This is a genomic window from Mesorhizobium sp. USDA 4413, from assembly GCF_056280365.1.
The window spans coordinates 4,342,587-4,364,201 of the sequence record NZ_JBVPRP010000001.1 but is presented as its reverse complement, the minus strand read 5'-3'; the positions used below and the strand labels follow the sequence as shown (position 1 = coordinate 4,364,201).

General features: G+C 63.8%; 25 protein-coding genes. 7 read left to right on the top strand and 18 right to left on the bottom strand.

All coding sequences use genetic code 11. The features are described from left to right. Positions 1 to 8 precede the first annotated feature (8 nt). The 5 genes from ACVMIM_RS21345 to argE all read right to left on the bottom strand — a co-directional run bounded on the left by ACVMIM_RS21345 (position 9) and on the right by argE (position 5,116). On the bottom strand, positions 9 to 1,052 hold the full coding sequence (locus ACVMIM_RS21345; protein WP_476114370.1) for a tartrate dehydrogenase: 1,044 nt from the start codon (positions 1,050 to 1,052) through the stop codon (positions 9 to 11). A 10-nt stretch (positions 1,053 to 1,062) separates the two neighbouring features. Further along, entirely contained in the window at positions 1,063 to 2,526 is a 1,464-nt protein-coding gene (locus tag ACVMIM_RS21340; protein WP_476114369.1) for an aldehyde dehydrogenase family protein, read from the bottom strand. A 150-nt stretch (positions 2,527 to 2,676) separates the two neighbouring features. After that, complete coding sequence (locus ACVMIM_RS21335; RefSeq protein ID WP_476114367.1) at positions 2,677 to 3,030, bottom strand: cupin domain-containing protein; 354 nt, start codon at positions 3,028 to 3,030, stop codon at positions 2,677 to 2,679. 24 nt (positions 3,031 to 3,054) lie between these two features. Further along, complete coding sequence (locus ACVMIM_RS21330) at positions 3,055 to 3,978, bottom strand: 2-hydroxyacid dehydrogenase (RefSeq protein WP_476114366.1); 924 nt, start codon at positions 3,976 to 3,978, stop codon at positions 3,055 to 3,057. A 13-nt stretch (positions 3,979 to 3,991) separates the two neighbouring features. Continuing rightward, entirely contained in the window at positions 3,992 to 5,116 is a 1,125-nt protein-coding gene (argE, locus tag ACVMIM_RS21325) for an acetylornithine deacetylase (protein WP_476114365.1), read from the bottom strand. Positions 5,117 to 5,400: 284 nt separating this feature from the next. Between argE and ACVMIM_RS21320 the strand changes: the two genes are divergently transcribed. Both ACVMIM_RS21320 and dusA read left to right on the top strand, forming a co-directional pair. Next, positions 5,401 to 6,258 (top strand): GNAT family N-acetyltransferase, encoded by an 858-nt coding sequence (locus ACVMIM_RS21320; protein ID WP_476117324.1) that lies wholly within the window; start codon positions 5,401 to 5,403, stop codon positions 6,256 to 6,258. A gap of 465 nt (positions 6,259 to 6,723) precedes the next feature. Continuing rightward, positions 6,724 to 7,722, top strand: a complete 999-nt coding sequence (dusA, locus tag ACVMIM_RS21315; RefSeq protein ID WP_476114363.1) for a tRNA dihydrouridine(20/20a) synthase DusA — start codon at positions 6,724 to 6,726, stop codon at positions 7,720 to 7,722. 7 nt (positions 7,723 to 7,729) lie between these two features. Here the strand turns inward: dusA and ACVMIM_RS21310 are convergent, their stop codons facing one another. Further along, positions 7,730 to 8,434, bottom strand: coding sequence for a TIGR02281 family clan AA aspartic protease (locus ACVMIM_RS21310; RefSeq protein WP_476114361.1), 705 nt, complete (start codon positions 8,432 to 8,434; stop codon positions 7,730 to 7,732). Positions 8,435 to 8,444: 10 nt separating this feature from the next. Beyond that, positions 8,445 to 8,675, bottom strand: coding sequence for a DUF1289 domain-containing protein (locus ACVMIM_RS21305; protein WP_476114359.1), 231 nt, complete (start codon positions 8,673 to 8,675; stop codon positions 8,445 to 8,447). 162 nt (positions 8,676 to 8,837) lie between these two features. On the opposite strand from ACVMIM_RS21305, the gene ACVMIM_RS21300 reads away from it, so the two are divergent. Then, positions 8,838 to 9,833: a nicotinate-nucleotide--dimethylbenzimidazole phosphoribosyltransferase gene (locus ACVMIM_RS21300; protein ID WP_476114358.1), complete on the top strand. Its 996-nt coding sequence runs from the start codon at positions 8,838 to 8,840 to the stop codon at positions 9,831 to 9,833. A gap of 17 nt (positions 9,834 to 9,850) precedes the next feature. Here the strand turns inward: ACVMIM_RS21300 and ACVMIM_RS21295 are convergent, their stop codons facing one another. Then, on the bottom strand, positions 9,851 to 11,377 hold the full coding sequence (locus ACVMIM_RS21295) for a sensor histidine kinase (protein WP_476114356.1): 1,527 nt from the start codon (positions 11,375 to 11,377) through the stop codon (positions 9,851 to 9,853). Positions 11,378 to 11,453: 76 nt separating this feature from the next. Here ACVMIM_RS21295 and ACVMIM_RS21290 point away from each other — a divergent pair, with 76 nt between their 5' ends. The 4 genes from ACVMIM_RS21290 to ACVMIM_RS21275 all read left to right on the top strand — a co-directional run bounded on the left by ACVMIM_RS21290 (position 11,454) and on the right by ACVMIM_RS21275 (position 13,981). Continuing rightward, complete coding sequence (locus ACVMIM_RS21290; RefSeq protein WP_476114354.1) at positions 11,454 to 12,077, top strand: thermonuclease family protein; 624 nt, start codon at positions 11,454 to 11,456, stop codon at positions 12,075 to 12,077. 47 nt (positions 12,078 to 12,124) lie between these two features. Then, positions 12,125 to 12,736, top strand: coding sequence for a glutathione S-transferase (locus ACVMIM_RS21285; protein ID WP_476114353.1), 612 nt, complete (start codon positions 12,125 to 12,127; stop codon positions 12,734 to 12,736). A 28-nt stretch (positions 12,737 to 12,764) separates the two neighbouring features. Further along, positions 12,765 to 13,382: a uracil-DNA glycosylase family protein gene (locus ACVMIM_RS21280; protein WP_476114351.1), complete on the top strand. Its 618-nt coding sequence runs from the start codon at positions 12,765 to 12,767 to the stop codon at positions 13,380 to 13,382. 107 nt (positions 13,383 to 13,489) lie between these two features. Next, on the top strand, positions 13,490 to 13,981 hold the full coding sequence (locus tag ACVMIM_RS21275) for an Lrp/AsnC family transcriptional regulator (RefSeq protein WP_006205209.1): 492 nt from the start codon (positions 13,490 to 13,492) through the stop codon (positions 13,979 to 13,981). 21 nt (positions 13,982 to 14,002) lie between these two features. Here the strand turns inward: ACVMIM_RS21275 and ACVMIM_RS21270 are convergent, their stop codons facing one another. The 10 genes from ACVMIM_RS21270 to ACVMIM_RS21225 form a co-directional block, all read right to left on the bottom strand. Beyond that, positions 14,003 to 14,575, bottom strand: a complete 573-nt coding sequence (locus ACVMIM_RS21270; RefSeq protein WP_476114350.1) for a DUF3299 domain-containing protein — start codon at positions 14,573 to 14,575, stop codon at positions 14,003 to 14,005. A 64-nt stretch (positions 14,576 to 14,639) separates the two neighbouring features. After that, positions 14,640 to 15,218: an N-acetyltransferase family protein gene (locus ACVMIM_RS21265; RefSeq protein ID WP_476114348.1), complete on the bottom strand. Its 579-nt coding sequence runs from the start codon at positions 15,216 to 15,218 to the stop codon at positions 14,640 to 14,642. Beyond that, positions 15,178 to 15,882 carry a DNA alkylation repair protein gene (locus ACVMIM_RS21260; RefSeq protein ID WP_476114347.1) on the bottom strand — a complete coding sequence of 235 codons (705 nt, stop codon included), beginning with the start codon at positions 15,880 to 15,882 and terminating at the stop codon, positions 15,178 to 15,180. The genes ACVMIM_RS21265 and ACVMIM_RS21260 overlap by 41 nt, the downstream gene beginning before the upstream one ends. A gap of 5 nt (positions 15,883 to 15,887) precedes the next feature. Then, the gene (locus tag ACVMIM_RS21255) at positions 15,888 to 16,757 is read right to left on the bottom strand and encodes an NAD(P)-dependent oxidoreductase (RefSeq protein WP_476114346.1); all 870 of its coding nucleotides are present in this window, start codon (positions 16,755 to 16,757) and stop codon (positions 15,888 to 15,890) included. Between the two features lie 178 nt (positions 16,758 to 16,935). Then, a complete protein-coding gene (locus ACVMIM_RS21250; protein WP_476114345.1) occupies positions 16,936 to 17,760 on the bottom strand; it encodes an ABC transporter permease in 825 nt (274 codons plus the stop codon). Next, complete coding sequence (locus ACVMIM_RS21245) at positions 17,757 to 18,473, bottom strand: ABC transporter permease (protein WP_040994843.1); 717 nt, start codon at positions 18,471 to 18,473, stop codon at positions 17,757 to 17,759. The genes ACVMIM_RS21250 and ACVMIM_RS21245 overlap by 4 nt, the downstream gene beginning before the upstream one ends. A 77-nt stretch (positions 18,474 to 18,550) precedes the next feature. Beyond that, positions 18,551 to 19,336 (bottom strand): ABC transporter substrate-binding protein, encoded by a 786-nt coding sequence (locus ACVMIM_RS21240; RefSeq protein WP_040994841.1) that lies wholly within the window; start codon positions 19,334 to 19,336, stop codon positions 18,551 to 18,553. Between the two features lie 151 nt (positions 19,337 to 19,487). Further along, the gene (gene mobB, locus ACVMIM_RS21235) at positions 19,488 to 20,003 is read right to left on the bottom strand and encodes a molybdopterin-guanine dinucleotide biosynthesis protein B (protein WP_040994839.1); all 516 of its coding nucleotides are present in this window, start codon (positions 20,001 to 20,003) and stop codon (positions 19,488 to 19,490) included. Then, positions 20,000 to 20,632, bottom strand: coding sequence for a molybdenum cofactor guanylyltransferase MobA (gene mobA / locus ACVMIM_RS21230; RefSeq protein ID WP_476114343.1), 633 nt, complete (start codon positions 20,630 to 20,632; stop codon positions 20,000 to 20,002). Before mobA ends, mobB begins: the two co-directional genes overlap by 4 nt. A 4-nt stretch (positions 20,633 to 20,636) precedes the next feature. Further along, positions 20,637 to 21,557: a DMT family transporter gene (locus ACVMIM_RS21225; RefSeq protein ID WP_476114341.1), complete on the bottom strand. Its 921-nt coding sequence runs from the start codon at positions 21,555 to 21,557 to the stop codon at positions 20,637 to 20,639. Positions 21,558 to 21,615 lie beyond the last annotated feature (58 nt).

Below are 21,615 nucleotides of genomic sequence, written 5' to 3'. Positions count from 1 at the left end.
CCTTGCAATCATTTGAGCGCCGCGACGACCGCGGCTGTGACGGCGTCTGTGCTGTCCTTGCCGGCGGTGGTTCCAATGCCCCGCGCGGTTGTCGCTTCAATCGCGTTCATGACGCGGCCGGCCGCGTCCTTTTCGCCGAGATGATCGAGCATCATTGCGCCTGACCATATGGCGGCGATCGGATTGGCGATGCCGAGATGGGCGATGTCGGGGGCGGAGCCGTGCACCGGCTCGAACATCGACGGCGCCGAACGGTCCGGGTTGATGTTGGCGGAGGCGGCGTAGCCGAGACCCCCTTGGATCGCCGCGCCGATGTCCGTCAATATGTCGCCGAACAAGTTGGAGGCGACAACCACGTCGAGGCTCTGCGGCTCCATGATCATGCGCGCGGCGAGCGCGTCGACGTGATAGCTGGTCACTGCGACGTCCGGATAGTCTGCCGCCAGCTTCCGCGTGATCTCGTCCCAGAACACCATCGAGTATTTCTGCGCGTTGGACTTGGTGACGGAGGCAAGCCTGCCTCGTCGCGCCCGCGCCTGCTCGAAGCCGAAACGCAGGATGCGCTCGACGCCGGCGCGGGTGAAGATCGAGGTCTCCACCGCGACCTCGTCCAGCGTGCCTTGGTGCACGCGCCCGCCGGCGCCGGAATATTCGCCTTCGGTGTTCTCGCGGATGCAAAGGATGTCGAAGCTCTCGGCCCGCAGCGGGCCCCTGACGCCCGGCAGCAAGCGGTGCGGCCGGATATTGGCGTATTGCACGAAGGCCTTGCGGATCGGCAGCAGCAGGCCGTGGAGCGAGACGGAATCCGGCACTTCGGCCGGCCAGCCGACGGCGCCGAGAAGGATGGCGTCGAAGCCGCGCAAGGTCTCGATGCCGTCCTCGGGCATCATGCGGCCGGTCTCCTTGAAGAAGCGGCAGGACCAGGGAAACCCGGTTCCCGTCAGGGCAAAGCCGGAGTGCTCGGCCGCTGTTTCCAGCACCGTCCAGGCGGCGGCGGTCACGTCGCGGCCGATGCCATCACCGGGGATCAGGGCGATCGAGTAGGTTTTCATCGGCGTCTCTTCACAGGCTGATCAGGACGCTCTTGGTCCTGCGGTTGGCGAGATAGGCCTCGCGGCCGAGATCCTTGCCGATGCCGGAGCGCTTGTAGCCGCCGGTCGGCAGGATGTGGTCGCGCGAGCGGCTGTAACGGTTGACCCACACGGTGCCCGCTTCGAGCTTGCGCGCGAGACGGATCGTGCGCGACAGGTCGCAAGTGAACAGGCCGGAAGCCAAGCCATAGGTCGGATGGCTGGACAGCGCCAGCGCCTCGTCCTCGGTCTCGAAGGTCTGGACCGTCAGGACCGGGCCGAAGATCTCCTCGACGATCGCCGGATTGTTCTGATCGACATTGGCGATCAGCGTCGGCTCATAGAAATAGCCGGGGTGGTCCATGGCGCCGCCTCCGGCCAGGCATTTGCCGCCGGCCTCGACCGCGGCCCGCACGATCCCGTCGACACGCGCCCGCTGCCGTTCGGAGATGATCGGCGAATACTGCGTCGCCTCGTCCCAGGTCGGGCCGGGTCGCACCGCCTTCATTCGCTCAAGGATGGCCGCCGTCAACCTGTCGGCCACACACTTCTCGACGATGAGGCGCGTTCCGGCCACGCAAGCTTGGCCGGCATTGAAGGTGACGCTGCCGGCGATTGCCGTTGCCGCCTTGTCGAGATCGGCATCGGCAAAGACGAGCTGCGGGCTCTTGCCGCCGAGCTCCAGCGTCATCGGCTTCACGCCGGTGCGGGCGACGTTCTCCATGATCGCCGAACCGGCGCGGGTCGAGCCGGTGAAGCTGACCTTGGCGATCTCGGGATGGCCGGTCAAAGCCGTTCCGGTGGTCGGACCGTCGCCGAGCACCACATTGACGAGTCCTGCCGGCAGACCGGCTTTGACGGCGAGCTGCGCCATATAGACGGTAGAGAACGGTGTCATTTCCGAAGGCTTCAGCACGACCGCATTGCCCGCGGCCAGCGCCGGGCCGAGCTTCCAGCCAGCCATCGAGATCGGAAAATTCCAGGGTGTGATCGCGCCGACCACGCCATAGGGCTCGCTCATGATCATGCCGAGACTGGCGTCGTCGGTTGGCACGAGGTCGCTGCCTTCCTTGTCGGCGAATTCGGCGAAGAAGCGGATCTGCTCTGCGGTGACGGCGATGTCGCCCGCGATAAGCTGGCCCACGGGTCGCGTCGAGCACAGCGCCTCGATCCTGGCGAGCGTTTCGGCTTCAGCCTCGATCAGCTCGGCCCAGGCCTGCAGTGCCTTGGTGCGCTCGCGTGGCCGGACGCCGCCCCAGTTGCTGGCTTTCAGCGCCGCCTTAGCGCTTTCCACCGCGCGGTCGACCATGTCCACGCCGGCCACGGGGCAAGCGACATAGGACTTGCCATCGGACGGGCGGCGCATCTCGATCGCACCCTCGGCCGAAATCAGCTCCCCATCGATGAAGTGGCCGACGGGTAGGGTAATTGTATTGGGATCGAAGCTCAGGCTCATGGGCAAAACACTCGGCAGCATCGGCCTGAGCCTAGCCCGTGCCGGCACGCAGCATGCGCTGTTCGGTGACCCGCCGCCGACGAATGTTGCGTGCTGGTGACAAGACACGGCAAAATCTTCCGCGGACGTCAGGGCCCGCGCGGACGCTCGCTAGCCCACGGTGACGTAGATCTTGCGCACGGTTTCGATGGTCTTCCAAACACCCGTGAAGCCCGGCTTCATGACGAAGCTGTCGCCGGCCCGGTAGGTCACCGTTTCGCCAGCGTCGGGCGTGATTTCTACCACGCCGGCGAGGATATGGCAGAATTCGAAAGTCTCGCCCTTGATCGAGCGCGTTTCGCCTGGCGTGGCCTCCCAGACGCCGGTATGGACAAGATCATCCTTGGCGACATCCTGCGCCCAGGTCTTGAAGGCGGGATTGCCGGCAATCAGCCGCTCCGGCAGCGCGTTCGATTCGCGGGGCGAAAAGCTTGGGTTGATATCGATGGACTTGAGCAGGGACACAGGATGGCCTTTCCGGTTGGAACTTCAATAACCGCGCGACCGGTCGACAAGCCCGATCGGATCGAGACCTGCACGGTGGCGCTTGATGTTGTCGATAACGGCCCGCGCGGCGGTCGCGGGCTGGGTCACGCTGGCTACATGCGGAGTCAGGATGATCTTCGGATGCGACCAGAACGGATGTCCCGCGGGCAGCGGTTCGGGATCGGTCACGTCGATCATCGCCGACGACAAATCGCCGCTATCGAGCGCGGCGACAAGCGCTTCGTGGTCGAGCTGCGGGCCACGACCCGTATGAACGAGAGCCGCTCCGTCAGGCAGTTTCGCGAACAGGCCGGCGTTCAGAAATCCGCGCGTCTCCTCGGTCAGCGGCAGCAGGCAGATCAGTATGTCACTGGCCGCCAGCATCTGCTCCAGCCCAAGCTCGCCATGATAACAGGTCACGCCTTCGAGACGCCGCGGGGAGCGGCTCCATCCGGAGAGCTGGAAGCCGAATGGTTTCAGCCGGTCGAGGACGGCTTGGCCAAGCTGTCCAAGGCCGAGGACGCCGATTCGGCGCGACGCGGCCTGAGGCTGAGGGATGTCGCGCCATTCTCCGGCGCGCTGCTGCGCCAGATAGGCCGGCAGGTTGCGGTGGAGCGCAAGCACGGCGAGGGTCACATACTCCTGCATCATGCGCACGATGCCTTCCTCCATCATGCGCACGATCTTCACCTTCGCGGGCACCGCATCGAGGCGGAATTGGTCGACGCCGGCGCCGATGGAAAATAGGATCTCCAGGTTCCTGTAGCGCGCAAGGTTGTCCGGCACGGTCCAGGTGATCAGATAGCGCACGGCATCGGGATCGATGGTTTCGGCATTCATCGCGAAGGAAAGGTCCGGCAGCTCTTTGGCAAAGGGCTCGGCAAAGACCGCGCCGCGCCGCGTATCGGAGTTGAACAGGAAGGTCATTCCGGTTGCTCCTTCAAGCCGCGCAACGCGCGCCCAGCGCTTCGACCATCCGCTGGCAGGCGGCGAGTTCGCCGGCGAGGATATATTCGTCCGGCTTGTGGGCGCGGCCGATATCGCCGGGGCCGCAGATGATCGCATCGAAGCCGGCGGCCTGGTAAAGCCCGGCCTCCGTCCCGTAGCTGACGGCGGCCAAAGGCGCTTCGCCGGTCAATTCGCGCAGCAGCCCCGCCAAAGCCGCGTCTTGCGGCAGGGACAGCGCCGGATAGGCGCTGATCGGCTTCCATTCAACAACATAGCCCCCATAGGCGAGGGCTTCAGCCCGCGCCTTGACCGGGGTGAGCAAGTGAGCCGGGTCGATGCCCGGTATTGCGCGCGCCTCGAGGTCGAGCCTGCAGCTGTCGGGGATGATGTTGACCGACTGGCCGCCTGCGATCACACCGGCTTGCAACGAGGAATAAGCCGGCTCGAAGCGTGGGTCGGATGGACCATGTGTCAGCCGCTCCGCTTCACTCACAGCGGCGCTCAGTATATCGGCCATCGCATGGATGGCGTTAAGCCCAAGATCCGGGCGCGAGGAATGCCCGGAGCGGCCGTTGATGATTACGCGGGCGGCCGCCTTGCCCTTGTGGCCGCGCACGGCGCGCATTCCGCTCGGTTCGCCGACGATGACGCCGAGCGGCTTGGCGCAAAGTTCTGGAAGCCGGGCAATTAAGTGCGGCACGCCTCGGCACCCGATCTCCTCATCGTACGAGAAGGCGAGGTGGATCGGCCTGGCGAGGCGCAGTCGCGCAAGCGCGGGCACAGCAGCGAGCGCGGCGGCGAGAAACCCCTTCATGTCGGTGGTGCCGCGTCCATAGAGCCGTTCGCCCTCCCGGCGCAGCGAAAAAGGGGCCGAACTCCATTGCGGCTCGCTAGCGGGGACGACGTCCATATGGCCGGACAGGATGTAGCCCGGGACATCGGCGGGGCCGATCGTCGCGAAAAGATTTGAACGGTCGCCTTCCGGTCCTGGGAGCAGGGTGCCCTTCGCTCCTTGTTCGGCAAGATAGGCTTCGATCCAACCGACGATGTCTCCGTTCGATTTGCCGGCGACCGATGGAAAGGCGACGAGACGGTCGAGGATGTCGAAGACGTCCATTCCAGCCCTCAAGGCATTTTAAGGTTCGCCGGGATCAGTGCCGTCGACCGTGTGCTGCAACAATTTCGGAGAGGGTGTGCGCGTTCTCTCGCCATTGCGTGCCGAAAGCGGAAGTGTTTCAGTTGAATCTTGCGTTGGTGCTCGACTTTCGAGCAAATCGTATTGGTCTGGGTTGTTTAGCGTTGGCGGGTAGGGTGGCCGTTGTGCGTCAGTCACTGATACGGCAGTCTTTCAGAGGCACGGAATTGAAGCCGTCCGAAAGCTTGAAAATCGATGCCTTCTCGATGCGGATCGGCGACATCCAAGACGTCGAGCTCGACCGGCTGCACGCGCTTTCCCTGTCTGTGGGATGGCCGCATCGGGCCGAGGACTGGCAATTCCTGCGCGAAGCGGGACAGGGTTTCGTAGCGCTCGATGAGATCGGCCGGGTTCTCGGTTCGGCCATGTGGTTCCCGCATGGCGCCAGTTTCGCAACCATTGGGATGGTCATCACCTCGCCGCGGCTTCAGACGCTGGGGGCGGCGCAATGGCTGATGAAGCGGGTCCTCGACAAAATCTCCGGGCGCGATCTGCGTCTCAATGCGACCCGTGCTGCGCGGCGGCTTTATCTCTCGCTCGACTTCCACCCGGAGAAGACTGTCTATCAATGCCAGGGCATCGCCCACGTGCCGACCACGGAGAGCCCGGCAGGGGCGCTGGGCGACATCCGGATTTTGGAGGCAAGCGATATCCCGGCGGCGATCGCGCTCGACGCGGCGGGCTTTGGCGTGAGGCGGACAGCGCTCATTGAAAGGCTTTTTGCGCATTCGGCCGGCTATGGGCTTTTCACCGGGAAGAAGCTGACCGCTTTCGCACTCTGCCGGCCGTTTGGGCGCGGCCATGTCGTGGGGCCTGTCGTGGCTCAAAGCGATGCCGACGCCGTGGCGATCGTGCGTCCGCACGTCGTCGACCATTCGGGGTCTTTCCTCAGGATCGACACGCACATGGACAGTGGCGAGTTCGCCGCCTTTCTCGCGCATGCCGGAATGCCAGTCTTCGACACGGTGCTGACCATGTCGCTCGGCAAGCGCCTCGCCGATTTCTCCGACGGCGACGCGGCTCGGCCGAAGACCTATGCCCTGGCGAGCCAAACTCTCGGGTAGGTTGGAGCTCGACTTTGGACCGGTATTGCGCTTGCAATGCGAACGTCCAACAAGGACAACGCCAGAACCCGCCAGGCCGCTCTCTGCCCAAAGCGGTAGCCGGGGTCGTCCTTGGAGCGTCCGATCTTGGTGCCTATTTCTTCCATGCCCTGACAATGGAGTGTAATTAGATCGCCAAAATTTTTCGCATCCGGGACCTTCGCGTGACCGTCGGTTCCTGCTTGTCGATCCGATGTTCCAGGTCCAGCGCCCATTCCTCTGCACCTTACGACGCAGAAACGTCTCATTGACGTATTCCCTTTGCGGCGGATCTGGCCTCTCCAAGAGCCGGATTTTAGTTTAGTGAAGGTGGCCAATTCTTGTGCGCTCCGTGTGCACTGAGGCATCGAAAAACCAGAGAACGGCGCGTGTCGTGGCGTAAAATGGAGTGCACACGACGCGATTTAATTCGTTGAAGTACGAAAAATGCGCAAATATCAGGATATTAGAATAGCCGTGGCACCAATGATGGACTGGACGGACAGGCATTGCCGGTTCTTCCATCGTCAGCTGACGCGGCGCGCGCTGCTTTACACCGAGATGGTGGTGGCGGACGCCGTTATCCATGGCGCGCGCGAGCGACTGCTCGATTTCGACGAGGTCGAGCACCCGGTTGCATTGCAGCTTGGCGGATCGGATCCGGCAAAGCTTGCCGAGGCTGCGCGGATCGGCGAGGCTTTCGGCTATGACGAGATCAACCTCAATGTCGGCTGTCCGTCAGACCGCGTCCAGTCGGGCACGTTCGGCGCCTGTCTGATGAAGACGCCGGCCCTGGTCGCCGAATGCGTCGCGGCCATGAAAGCTTCGGTGACAATCCCTGTCACGGTCAAATGCCGCATCGGCGTCGACGATCAGGACCCAGAACCCGCTCTCGACACGCTCGCCGACGGCGTGCTCGCCGCCGGCGCCAATGCGCTCTGGGTGCATGCCCGCAAGGCCTGGCTGGAGGGGCTGAGCCCCAAGGAGAACCGCGAAATCCCGCCGCTCGATTATCCGCGCGTCTACCGGCTGAAGGCCAGAAAGCCGGACGAATTCATCGGCATCAATGGCGGCATCCAGTCGCTCGCCGAGGCGTCGGCGCATCTTTCCCATGTCGACGGTGTGATGCTCGGCCGCGCGGCTTACCATACGCCGGGGATCCTCACCGGCGTCGATGCTGCTTTCTACGGCGAGGCGGCTGCCGCCTTCGACTATCCGGCGCTGATCGACGCCATGGCCGGCTATGCCGCGCGCCATATCGAGCGGGGTGGGCGGCTCGGCCACATCACCCGCCACATGGTCGGTCTGTTCCACGGCTTGCCCGGCGCGCGCCGCTTCCGGCAGATTCTTTCCACCGATGCGAACAAACCCGGCGCCGGCCCGCAGGTGCTTAAGAGCGCCTTTGCGGCAATCGATCTCGCGGCGGCGGAAGCCGAAGCGGCCTGAATTTCGGTCAGTCCCGCAGGATCATGCGGTCGCCGCGCACGTCGAAACCCGACAACGAGCCGATGAAGTTCATGCCGAGCAGGCTCTGGTCCAGCATGCCGGGCGCGGCGACCATCACCGACATGTTCTTGCGCACGATGCCGCCGATCGCCACCTCATCGGTCCTGACCGTCGCCGCGCGCGCCATGCCGTTGGCTGTGGCGACATCCACGCTGTAGCTGAGCGCCGCCGGGTTGAAACCCGCCGCTTGAGCATCTTCGGACGTCAGCACCGTGCTGGTCGCTCCGGTGTCGACCACTGCGCGCACCGGCGTGCCGTTGACCAGGATGCGCGCTTCGAAATGGCCGTTGCCGGCCTTGTCGAGCGTGACGGTCGGGCGGTCATTCTCCACGCCCAAGGCCAGCGGACTGCCCGGTACAAGGCCGGCGGTCACGCGACTCGCGACGTCCTGCAACTCGTAGCGATACTGATAGCCGGCGATCAGCACGAGGATCAGTGCGGCCCAGACGCCGATATTGCGCGCCATGTCGCCCAGCGGCCGGCCCGAGCGGAGCAGGCTCGCGCCGATCACCATCACCAGCACGCCGACCCAGATCAACCTGCCGAAATCATTGTTGTTCATGCCGAAAGTGTGGCCGGCCGAATTGTTGAGCATGAGCAGCACGACGCCGGTGCCGATCACCGCCATGACGATCCAGAACAGCCGGTTCATCGGTTTCTTCTCACAAAACGCCGCGCTCGCGCGCCATGCGGGCACGGCGGGTTTCGCGGCGCGGCCGCCGCTCCACCGTTTCGAGCCGCGCCGGCAATTCAGCCATCACCGATCGGCGAAGTTCAGGGGTCATCGTGAGCCAGCCGGAAATCTCGTCGCGCGTGCGGCCGCAACCGAAACAGAAGCCGGTTTTCATATCGATCGAACAGACCAGTATGCAGGGGGATTCGATGGCGGACATGCTGTTCTCTCGGCTTTATTCCACATGGTGCAACCGCCGGAGCAATGCAAGCCCTCCGCATTGCGCCGCAAGGCAACGCATTCGCGGCATCGTCAGGCGGTTGTGCCGGCCGGAGAAGGCGGCTATGCCGCTTGCGACCTCCGCAACGAACCGCGAACCGACATGCCAGCTAAGCCTTTCGACGATTTCCGAAGCCTGCTTGCGGCCCTGCCGCCGGCCGATGACGCGGCGGGCGCCCATGTGCGGGCGCTGTTTGCCAAGGCGGGCAAGCCGAAAGAATCGCTGGGGCAGATCGAGGACATCGCGGCCTGGATTGCCGCCTGGAGCGGGCGCGCGCCGCCGGCGATCAACCGGCCATTGATGGCGATCTTCGCCGGCAATCACGGCGCGGTCAGGCACGGCATTTCGCCGCGGCCGGTGGCGGCGACCGCAAACGAAGTCGAACTCTGCGCCGCCGGGGGCGCCGCGATCAATCAGGTCTGCGTCGCCAACGATCTCGGCTTGAAGGTCTTCGACCTCGCCTTGGATATCCCGACCGGCGACATCACCGAGGAGGCCGCGCTCGATGAACGCGGCTGCGCAGCAACCATGGCCTTCGGCATGGAGGCGGTCGCGGGCGGCGCCGATCTTCTGTGCCTGGGCGATCTTGGGGTCGGCAATTCGACGATCGCCGCCGCGCTTTGCGCCGCGCTGTTCGGCGGCGAGGGCACTGACTGGGTCGGTCCCGGGACAGGCGCCGATGCGCCGATGATCGCGCGCAAGGCCGAGGTCGTGGATCGGGCGTTGGCATTCCATGGCCCCGGTCTCGGCGATCCGCTCGAGGCTCTGCGCAAGGTCGGCGGACGCGAATTCGCGGCGATCTGCGGCGCCATTCTCGCGGCGCGCATGGAGAAGATCCCCGTCCTGCTCGACGGGTTCGTGGCGACCGCGGCGGCCGCCGTCCTCCATGCGGCCAATCCAGGCTCGCTCGATCATTGCCTGCTTGCCAGCCTGTCGCCGGAGCCTGGCCACGCCAAGGCGGCCGAAAGGCTCGGATTGCGGCCGCTGCTCGATTTCGGCATCAGCCATGGCGAAGGGGTAGGGGCCGCTCTCGCCGCCGGTATCGTGAAGGCCGCGGCACTGACGAGTTCGGGCATGGCGGCGGCTGTCCGACGTTAAAGGTTCCAAAAGCCGCTTCAGCGGCGTCCGCGCGTCGCCGCGACAGCCTTGGTCGGCAAAGCCGGCAGCTCTTCCATCACCCGGCTCAACGGGAAGATGGCGATCGCCTCGGTGCCTTCGCGCAGCTTGGAATGAAGCTCGAACGCGCCGCCATGCATGGCAAGCAGCCCCTGCACGATCGGCAGGCCGAGGCCGGTCCCCTGTTCGGCGCTCTTGATGGCGATCGAGCCTTGGCCGAAAGCCGAAAGCACCACCGGGATTTCCTCGTCCGGTATGCCCGGGCCGTTGTCCTTGACCGAAATGTACTGGCCGCCTCCGGCGGTCCAGCCGACGCGCACGCGCACTTCGCCGCCGGACGGGGTGAACTTGATCGAATTGGACAGAAGGTTGAGCGTGATCTGGCGGACAGCGCGTTCGTCGGCGAAGAGGCGCGGCAAGGTCTCCTCGAACTCCTGGATGATGCGGATGTCCTTGTTGCGGGCGCGCAGCTCCATCATATGGCAGCAGTCCTCAACGATGGTCACCAGCACGACCGGCTCCTCGTTTAGCTGGTAGCGGCCGGCCTCGATGCGCGACAGGTCGAGGATCTCGTTGATCAGGTCGAGCAGGTGCTGTCCGGACTCATGCACGTCATGGGCATAGTCGCGATAGGTCGGATTGTTCATCGGACCCAGCACTTCATTGGCCATCACTTCGGAAAAGCCAAGGATTGCGTTGAGCGGCGTCCTGAGCTCATGGCTCATCGAGGCGAGAAAACGCGATTTCGCCAGATTGGCGTCCTCGGCGCGCCGCCTTGCTTCGTCCGACATCGATTTCGCCGTCTCCACTTCGGCGATCAGCGCGTCCTTCTCCGAGCGGAAGGACAGCACCATCAACGAGGCCTGATTAAGGTGTCGCGCCACATAGCCGAAGAAGGGAAGCGCGGCGATCAGCAACGCCGCCATCGTGGCTTCGATCGGCGTCCACAGGCGCATAATGGTGTAGACATAAACGGCAACGGGAATGGCGAAGGTCGCGAACAGGGCGCCGCCAAGCGAGGAGGCCAGGACCGCCGTCATCGCCATGGCGACCAGGATCACCATGGCCTTGGCCACATGGAACTGGTCGACCTGGCATGTGTCGCAACCGATCCAGGCGAACCATGCCCAGCCAAGGCCGCACAGGAAATGGCCGATCAGGAAGTCGCGGCGCGTCTGCACGGGGTCGAGTTCGGCCGCCTCGGTCCGCTCCACGCGACGCGCCATGAAAGCGACGATCGTGTAGCAAAGCAGCGTCGCCAAAGCCCAGATGGTGATCTGGCTGTTCAGGTCTGCCAGCCGGCCGACGGCCGCCACGGCGAGCACGAGCAGGGGGATCGCGACCGCGCTGACCACCATGGTGCGCGCATGCAGCTTCAGCAGCTCACGGTCGAAGTCGAGGCTGCCTGCCTGCTGCGAAAGGCGGTCGCGCGTCTTGCGCACGGCCCGCGCCACCTCGCTGTTGCGGTGCGGTTTCCGGCGGTCCACAATGAATTTATCCGCTGTATTCGAGCGTTGCAAAGACATACAGACTTCAATTTCTGCGCGCAGCGATTGTCGGTTCGTTAAGCTACGTTCGAATGATTAAGAGACTGTTTGCCATATGAGCCGTTTCGGGCCGCTGGAACCGCGCCGACGCTATGCGGCACGTTCGCCGCGAAGCCTCTGGTTCAAGCTGCTGGACTGGGGGCTGGCCATCCTTGTGCTGGGGTTGCTGATCCTGGTGGCGGCGCGCCTCGATCGCTTCGAGACGCGTAAGGAACAAGGCATGGCGATCGTCAATGACGGCGATTCGATTACGCTGGGTGCCGAGCGCATCCGCATACGCGGCATCGACGCTCCGGAATATCGGCAGACCTGCCGGAAGGCCGGCGCCGACTATCCCTGCGGCAAGCTGGCGCGGCAATCGCTGGTGCGCCTGATCGCCGGCAGGCCTGTTTCCTGCAGCGGCTGGCAGCGCGACCGCTACGGTCGGCTGCTCGGCGATTGCAGGGCCGGCGATACCGACCTAAACCGGGCCCAGGTGCAGGCTGGATGGGCGGTTGCCTTCGGTGACTTCGAAGCCGAGGAAGCGGTGGCGAGAGCGGCCAAGGCCGGTATCTGGGCAGGCACTTTCGACGAGCCGCAGCAATGGCGCGACAGCCATCATGACGCGCCGGTCGAGAGAAAGCACGGCTTGCTGGCCTCGTTCGGCGATGCGTTGCGCGAATTTTTTCGCTTCTGGTGATGGGTGGACCCGCGCTCTATGATCCGGTGGAGACGTTGGAGAATGGAATGAAGCTGTTCGACGGCGGCCGCGCGCCCAATCCCCGGCGCGTGCGTGTCTTCCTTGCCGAGAAGGGGCTGACGGTGCCGCTGGTGCCCGTCGACATGGGCGCGCTGGAGCATCGCGGCGAGGAGGTGGCGCAGCGCAATCCGCTGCGGCGCCTGCCGGTGCTCGAGCTCGACGACGGCACCATCATCACCGAATCGATCGCCATTTGCCGCTATTTCGAGGAACTGCATCCTGAGCCCGCGCTGTTCGGCAAGGGCGCGCTCGGCAAGGCAAAAGTCGAGATGTGGCAAAGACGCATGGAACTGAACCTGATGGCCAGCGTCGCCGCCGCGTTCCGGCACATCCATCCGGCGATGAAGGAATGGGAGGTGCCGCAAATTCCGGAATGGGGCGAGGCCAACAAGCCGAAGGCGATCGAATTCCTGCACCTGCTCGACCATGAACTGGCGGAGCGCGAATTCGCCGCCGGCGATGCTTATTCGGTCGCCGACATTACCGGCATGATCGCCATCGATTTCATGAAGCCGGCCCGCATCAAGGTGCCGGAGGAATGCACGAACGTGCTGCGCTGGTACGCGGCGCTTGCAAGCCGGCCGAGCGCGACGGCCTGAGCGACAGAAATTGGATAATCCGCCTGACATGAGACAAGCGCTGGAGCGCCTCACCGAAAGGGTGCGGGCTTGCCGTATCTGCGTCGACGAGCCAAACGGCCGGGCCCTGCCGCATGAGCCGCGGCCGGTGCTGCGGCCGTCCTCCAGGGCGCGGATCCTGCTTGCCGGCCAGGCGCCGGGCACCAAGGTGCATGTGTCGGGTATGCCGTTCACCGACGCTTCGGGGGACCGGCTGAGAAACTGGCTCGGCATCAGCGCGCAGGAATTCTACGACACAGAAAAGTTCGCCATCGTGCCGATGGGCTTTTGCTTTCCCGGCCAGGACGCCAAGGGCTCCGACTTGCCGCCGCGTCGCGAATGCGCGCCGACCTGGCGCCGGGAATTGATGGCGCTCATGCCGCAGATCGACCTGGTGCTGACCATCGGCGGTTATGCGCAGGCATGGCATATGGGCACGACACGGCTGCCGTCGCTGACCGAGACGGTCAGGAACTGGCGCCCCATATGGGATTTACCGTCTATGCCGAAAGTGCTGCCGCTGCCGCATCCGTCGTGGCGAAACACCGGCTGGCTGAAGAAGAATCCCTGGTTTGAAATGGATTTGCTGCCCTTTCTCAGGTCGGAAATCCGCTATCGCATCGGTTAGGCATTCCGCAAGATATCACTCGCTTTTCGTGCCTTTGGCAGAATTTCTTTCTTGTGGAAGGCCCCGATAAAAGGGATTATGGCGAAACTATTCCCCTGGAGCTTCCCATGGATCGCCTCGATAGAAAAATTCTCCGCCTCCTGCAGGAGGACGCGACGCTCGCGGTCGCCGATGTCGCCAAGAAAGTCGGCTTGTCGACCACGCCTTGCTGGCGGCGCATCCAGAAGCTCGAGGAGGAGGGCGTCATCAAGCGGCGCGTCGCCATTCTCGACCACGAGAAGGTCAATGTGCGCGTCACCGTCTTCGTTTCGATCCGCACCAATTCGCATAGCCATGAATGGCTGCGCCGCTTCTCCGAGGTCATCCAGGAATTCCCGGAAGTGGTCGAATTCTACCGTATGAGCGGTGACGTCGATTACCTGCTGCGCGTGGTGGTGCCCGACATCGCCGCTTACGATGCCTTCTACAAGCGGCTGATCGCCAAGATCGAAATCCGCGACGTGTCGTCGTCCTTCGCCATGGAGCAGATCAAGTACACGACGGAAATTCCGCTCGACTACATGGTGCTGGACAAGGAATCGGGCGCCAACGCGGCCTGACGCCGGCTGCGCCGATCGGCCTTAGTTCCTCTTCTTGTTGAGGAAATTCCACGGCGAGTTGACCGGAAGGCTCAGCGTGTCCGGCACGCTGTCGACGCTTGCCACTTCGGCCTTGCGCACGGTGTAGCCGGACTGGACGATCGACACGCCGTCAAGGATGAAAAGCTGGCTTTTCTCCATTCCGGGCTTCAGCACGCCGGTGACCGCGACCGGCTCATAGGCCTCTTTCATCGTATACGGATGAGCCGGCGTCACCAGCACGATCTGGTTCGGCGGAGGCGTCGGCATGTGGCTGCAAGCGCCGGTCCATGGCACCAGCAGGAATTGATAGACAAGATCGCCCTCGCGATCGACCGGCAATGCATAGCCAGCTAATTGTATCGTCTTGTCCTGCAGATTGAGCGACAAGGTCTCGCCGTGGTCGGGCAGTTTTGCCGCGATCATTGGCAGGTTTGCGTCCTCCGCGAGAGCTTGTGTCGCGGGACGCAGATCCTTCCAGAGGATATGCGCCACGTCGGCCGCGGCATCGGCTTCGGCGGCCGTGAAGAGAAGCGCGGCCACCAGCGCCGCGCCTGATTTGAAACGCTTGCTCATGATCGTTCCATCCTCCGCCAGCCGATTTCCGGAATCGAGTAAAAGCCTCGTGACCTATCCGGGCTCACCGATCCAGCCGCATGACATGCCGGCGCGTGCCGGCGGTTCCGGTCTCATGGAAGCCCCGCGCGGTGAACATCTCGCGAAATCCCATGAAGCGGTAGCTGGGCGCGGCCTCGTCGACGGGATAGGCTTCGATGACGCGCGCGCCTTTGGAGAAGGCACGGTCGATCGCAGCGTCGAGCAGGGCGGAGGCCAGCCCGCCGCCGCGCAAAGCCCTTGGCACATAGAAGCAGACGATCGACCAGATGCCGGTCTCGGTGTCGTCCTGCTGCCTTGAAAGTTTCCGGTAGGTCTCGCGCGGCGCGACCGAACACCAGCCGACCGGCTTGCCGTCCAACTCGGCGAGGATTCCGACCGGGGTGCCGGCAGCGATCAGCGCCATCATCATGCGCTTCTTCTCGTCGTTCTCGATGTGCTCGCGGCTGGAATGGCGCCAGGCCATGCACCAGCAATATTTCGGAGCGCCGGGCTGCTCGAACAATGTCTCGAAACGGCCACGCGTTTCTTGCGTCACCTCGACAAAGCGCACGCCGGAAAGGTCAGGTTTTTGCGGCTGCGAGCCTTGCGAGCTGTTTGGCATCCGTCAGTTCCTTCACCGCATCCTTGCCGATCCAGCGCGCCGTCTTGTCCGATGATGCTGCCAGCTTTTCCGCCAGCGCAAGGGCAGGGGCGTGCAAGCTCATCGACCGCTTGCCGATCTGCCGCAGCGCCCAATTCACCGCCTTGCGGACGAAATTGCGCGGGTCGCCGGCATACTTCTCGATCAGCGGCAGATAGGCAAGGAAGGTCGCGTCCGGTTCTTTCTTGAGATGCACCGCGCTCCAGGCCAGCATGGCAAAGGCGGTGCGGCGGACGAATTCGCGTTCGTCTTCGGCGAACTCGTCGATCAATTCGCGCCAGAAGGGCGTTTCGGCGAACAGGTCGGCGACGGTGTCGACGATCTCCCAGCTGTCGAAATCCGCGGCCCAGCGCCGGCATTGATCGATGTCGATCTTCTTCGGCTCGCCGGTGAAGGCCGCCATCAGACGCGCTTCCCGGATACCGCTATCCCACAGCAGAAGCGATCGCTCGTGGTTCTTCTTCAACTTGCGCGCCAGCGGCCGCAATTGCGAATTGCCGACGCCGAGCGCGCTTGCCGTGTTGATGCCGAAGCGCGCCATGCCCGCCCGGTCCGCCTCGGTGCCGATCGCGCGCAAATGCGCAACGATGTCGTCGGCGCTCCAGCTCGGATCGGGCAGAGGCATCGTCGCTATTTTTCCAGGCGCGCAAGAAGCGAGGAGGTATCCCAGCGCCTGCCGTCCATGTCCTGCACATCCTTGTAGAACTGGTCGACAAGCGCCGTCACCGGCAGCTTGGCGCCGTTGCGGTTGGCCTCCGCCAGGCAGATGCCGAGATCCTTGCGCATCCAGTCGACGGCGAAGCCGAAATCATATTTGCCGGCATTCATCGTCTTGTGGCGGTTTTCCATCTGCCAGGAGCCGGCGGCTCCCTTGGAGATCACCTCGACCACCTTTTCAATGTCGAGGCCTGCCTTCTTGCCGAAATGGATGCCCTCGGCCAGGCCCTGGACGAGGCCTGCGATGCAGATCTGGTTGATCATCTTCGTCAGCTGGCCGGCGCCGGCCGAGCCCATCAGCCCGACCATGCGGGCATAGGCGTCAATGACGGGCCTCGCCTTGTCGAAGGCCGATTGCTCGCCGCCGACCATCACGGTCAGGACGCCGTTCTCGGCGCCGGCCTGGCCGCCGGACACCGGCGCGTCGAGGAAAGAGAAACCCGCTTGGCGCGCAGCTTCATCAAGCTCACGCGCGACCTCGGCCGAGGCGGTGGTGTTGTCGACGAAGACGGAACCCTTCTTCATCGCGGCGAAGGCGCCGTTGGCACCTGTCGTGACCGAGCGCAGATCATCGTCATTGCCGACGCAGGAGAAGACGAAGTCCTTGCCCTCGGCAGCCTCTGCGGGCGTCAGCGCCAGTTTGCCGCCATGCTGGACCACCCACTGCTCGGCCTTTGCCTTGGTGCGGTTGTAGACGGTGACGTCATGGCCGCCCTTGTTCCTGAGGTGTCCGGCCATCGGATAGCCCATGACGCCAAGACCGAGAAATGCAACCGATGCCATAAGCCTGCCTTCCAACAAAACAGAGATTCAGTGGCGGAAGGTCTAGGCCCTGCGAAAAATTCGTCAAGGCGCGCAGCGCCGGATCGACTGGTGCAGGCGGCCGAGGCGGCAATCTAAGTCTTTGTTTTATGGATGTCGTTTCCCCTAAAAACCGCTGCGCACTTTTAGGCGAAATGCATCATCGATGCAGATGGACGGTGATCCGGCGCTCGATCCACTCGACGCCATGGCGCAGGATCTCGACCATCACCAGATAGACGATCGCCACCCAGATATAGGCCTGGATGTCGAAGGATTTCGCATAGGCGAGCTTGGCGTTGCCCATCAGGTCATAGACCGTGATGATGGCGACGATTGCCGAGGCCTTGATCATCAGGATGAGCTCGTTGCCGTAGGGCCTGAGCGCGACGATGATCGCCTGCGGCAGGATCACTTTGCGCAGCGTCTGCAATTTGTGCAGGCCGAGCGAGGCCGCACCTTCCCATTGGCCGCGCGGCACGCTTTCGATGGCGCCGCGCAGGATTTCGGCCTGATAGGCTGCGGTGTTGAGCGAAAAGGCGAAGACGCCGCAGTAGAAAGCCTCGCGGAAGAACCACCACAGCCCGACCGTTTCAAGCTCAGGGCGGAACGAGCCGATGCCGTAATAGACCAGATAGGTCTGCACCAGCAGCGGCGTGCCGCGGAAGAAATAGACGTAGCAATAGGCAAGCCCGGACAGGAACGGGTTCTTCGACATGCGGCCATAGGCGACCGGAAGCGACAGGATGGCGCCAAGGACCATGGAGATGGCCACCAGCGACAGGGTGGTTCCTAGTCCTTGCAGATAGGCCGGCGCGTATCTGGCGAAGAACTCGGCGTTCCAGGCATAGACGAGATAGGCCACGATCCCGAGGCCGAACAGAATCCAGATGCCGACCAGCGCGTAGCCCAGGATGCGGGCTCGGGGCCAGCCGCGCGCTTGCGAAGGCGGCTTGTCGATAGCGATCGCCTGGCTGACGCTCATCGCGCTTCCCTCCGCCCGAGATAGCGCAGGATGTAGCTCGTGGCGATCGACGACAGGACGGCCAGCGCCAGGAAGATCAGCGCCGCGACGCTGTAGAAGAGGAAGGAATGTTTGGTGACGCGAGCCGCGACGCCGGATTGGCGCAAGGTCTCGGCGAGATTGACCACCGAGACCAGCGAGGTGTCCTTGAGCAGGCTCAGCCAGCAATTCTCGAGGCCCGGAAAGGCGATCCGTATCAGCTGCGGCAGGATCACCAGCCGCATCGTCTGCCATTTCGACAGGCCAATGGCGTAGCCGCCCTCATACTGGCCCTTCGGAATGGCGCGGAACGCGGAGAGGAAGACCTCGCTGGCATAGGAGGAGAAGATCAGCGACAACACGATCATGCCGGCGACGAAGCTGTTGACGTCGATGGTCGCGTCCGGATTGAACAGCCGCACGACATGTTGCAACAGAAGCGGCATGCCGAAGAAGAACAGGAACAGCGTGACCAGTTCCGGCAGGCCGCGAAAGACCGTGGTGTAGATGTTGCCGGCCAGGCGCAGCGACGGCTCTTCATGCTGCTTGGCGAAGGCGACGAAAAAGCCGATCACAAGGCCGATCGGAAGTGTGGCGAGCGCCAATGCAATGGTGACCAGAACGCCAGACGCAATGTCGTCACTCCAGCCGTCCGGTCCCCAGCTGAGAAGTGTCCAAATGCTTTGGGCCGGCATTGACGGGTCGTGTCTCCGTGGCGATCCCGGAAGAAAAGAAGGGCGGCGAGGGGTGCCTCACCGCCCTGGCGTAATTGTCAGGATTCGGCGCCGTAGACGTCGAATTTGAAGTACTTGTCGTTGATTTCCTTATACTTTCCATTCTTGCGAATGGCGTCGATCGCGGCGTTCAGCTTGTTGACAAGATCGGTCTCGCCCTTGCGCACGGCGATGCCGGCGCCCGGTCCGAAGATCTCGACCGGCTGCGGCGAGGGCTGGCCGAGGATCTTGCAGCAGGCGCCGTCCGGCGAATCCAGCCACTGCTGCAGCACGACGATGTCGTCCTCGATGGCGTCGAGACGGCCATTGGCAAGGTCAGCCTGTTCCTCGGGGCTGCTCGGATAGCCCTTGATGGTGCTGTCCGTGTAGGTCTTCGAAGCATAATTGTAGTGCGTGGTCGTGGTGGCGACGCCGATGGTTTTGCCGGCGAGGTCTTCCTTGGTCACACCTTTGAGCGGCGAATCCTTCGGCACGGCGATGGCCGACGGGGTGTTGTAGTATTTGTGGGTGAAGTCCACCTTTTCCTGGCGCTCGGGCGTGATCGACATGGAGGCGACGATGGCGTCGAACTTGCCGGCCTGCAGCGCCGGGATGATGCCGTCCCAATCCTGCGCGACGAAGGTGCACTTCACCTTCATTTCATCGCAGAGAGCCTTGGCGATATCGATGTCGAAGCCGACCAGCTGGCCGTCCGAGGTCAGGTTGTTGAAGGGCGGGTACGCGCCTTCGGTGCCGATCCTCAGGGTTTTTTCCTGAGCCTGGGCGACGCCGAGTGTCAGCAGCGCGGCCGAAGCGGCAAGCGCGATACGCAGTGCAATACGCATGATAATCCTCTCATATTGTCATGGCCGCTGTCCCGTGCGGCTCTTGTGGGCGGAGCTTCCTTACCGCCCGCTGGGGCGGATACTCCCACTCTTTTCAAGAAAAAAGCAACAGCAAATCAACGGGAAACGACAATCAGGACGTGCCGCCGCGTTACTTGGTTCGGGCCACGAGACCCGTTGTGCGCTCGACAAAGTCGGCTATCGACTTCGTGTCGTTGAGATCGAAAACCGGCAGATCTTCGCCTTCGACTGTAAAGTCGGCGGCGACTGCGACGATGTTGGGATCGTTGGCCGAAAGCGGCGTCCGATCCTTGGCTTCGAGCCGCCTTGCCTCGATCTTCTTGTGCGCTTCGCGCTTGTAGCCTTCGACCAGCACGATGTCCGAGGGCGACAGCCGCGCCAGGATGTCGTCCAGCGTCGGTTCGTCCTCGCTCCGCAATTCGTGCATCAGCGCCCAGCGCCGGCCGGATACGATGGCAACCTCGGTGGCGCCCGCCTGCCGGTGGCGGAAGCTGTCGGCGCCCGGCTTGTCGATGTCGAAGTCATGGTGGGCGTGCTTCACCGTCGAAACCGTCCAGCCGCGCGCCACCAGCTCGGTGACAAGCTTTTCCGTCAGGGTCGTCTTGCCGGAGTTCTTCCAGCCGGTGATGCCGAATACGCGTCTCATGACCTGAGGATTTGCAACAGACCCTCCGCCGCCGCAAGGTCGTCCGGTGTGTTGACGTTGAAGAAAGGGTCGATCTTTTGGTTGCCGACCGCGATCATCGGGAACTCGACCTCGACATGGCCCTGGCTCTCCATAAAGGCCGAAACCCGCCGGTTGTCCTCTTCTACCAGGAAATGGCGCAGGGTGTCGCGCAAGCCGAGCGGCCATAGCGCGAAGGTCGGGTGCGATCTGCCGTCCGAACTGGCGACGGCGATCGCGCCTGGACGATCGCGGGTTGCGGCTGCGAGGCGCTCGACGAGATCGTCGGGGAAGAACGGTGTGTCGCCGGCGGCGCTCATCAGCCACCTGCAGCGCGTTTTCCTCGCCGCCCATTCGAGGCCGGTTAGAATGCCCGCCAGTGGCCCGGCATGGCCCGGCACCGTGTCTTCGAGAACCGGCAGGCCCATGCCGGCAAATCGCGCCGGGTCGCCATTCGCGTTGAGCGCCAGGGCCGCGACCTGTGGCTTCAAGCGCGACGCGACATGATCGATCAGCCTGGCTTTGCCCAATGAAAGCAGCGGCTTGTCGCCGCCGCCCATCCGGCGCGACTGGCCTCCCGCCAGAATGATCCCCGCAACATTTCGGTCCATCGGCTTATATGCCGTCCGGCGCCATATCGGGTCCAGCGCTTTCGGCGGCAGGTTGCTGCCTGCCGACGACGCGCTCGCGGTAGAGCGCATAGAGGCCGGAGCCGATGATGATGGCGGCGCCGAAGATCATGGGCAGGTCGGGCATGTCGCCGAAAATGACGAGGCCGAGCAGGATCGACCAGAGCAGCGCGGTGTAGCGGAAGGGCGCGATGAAGGAGATGTCGCCCGAGCGCATCGCCATGATGATGAACTGATAGCCGATGAGCACCAGCACCGCCGCGAGCGCCAGAAGCATGGTTGCCCGGACGCTCATCGGCGTCCAGCCGCCCATGGGCGACAAGAGCAGCGCGCCAAGCACGGTCATGGCAAGCGCGGTCGCCGTCGACACCAGCAGGGTCGGGATCGCCTCCGGGATGCGCTTGGTGGAGAGATCGCGCACCGCGCAGCAGGCGACGCTGGCCAATGCCACCAGCGAATAGACGCTGAACCCTTCGAAACCTGGCCGCACGATGATCAGCACGCCGGCGAAGCCGGCGGCAATCGCGGTCCAGCGCCGCCAGCCGACGCCTTCGCCGAACACCAGGGCCGCGCCCATGGTCACCGCAAGCGGCAGCGCCTGCATGACGGCGGAGACGTTGCCGATCGGCAGATGCGCAAGCGCGATCAGGAACGACACCGTGGCGCCGGCCTCGCCGGCGACGCGCATCGCCACCATCGGCTGCAGCATCGCGGCCGGATTGGCAAGCGCGCCGCGCCGCCAAGCGAGCAGGCCGACGAACAGGGAGGCGAAGGCGCCGCGCACCAGCATGACCTGCGCCATGTTCATCGACTCGGAAGAGAATTTGGTGATGGCATCGTTCAAGGTGAAGCCGACCATGGCCACGATCATGAACAGCGCGCCGCGCAGGTTTGGCGAGAGGGGCAAAGGCGTTTCCGGATTCTATTTTGGCTCGAACCTGTAGCAGGTCGGCGGAAACAGCAAC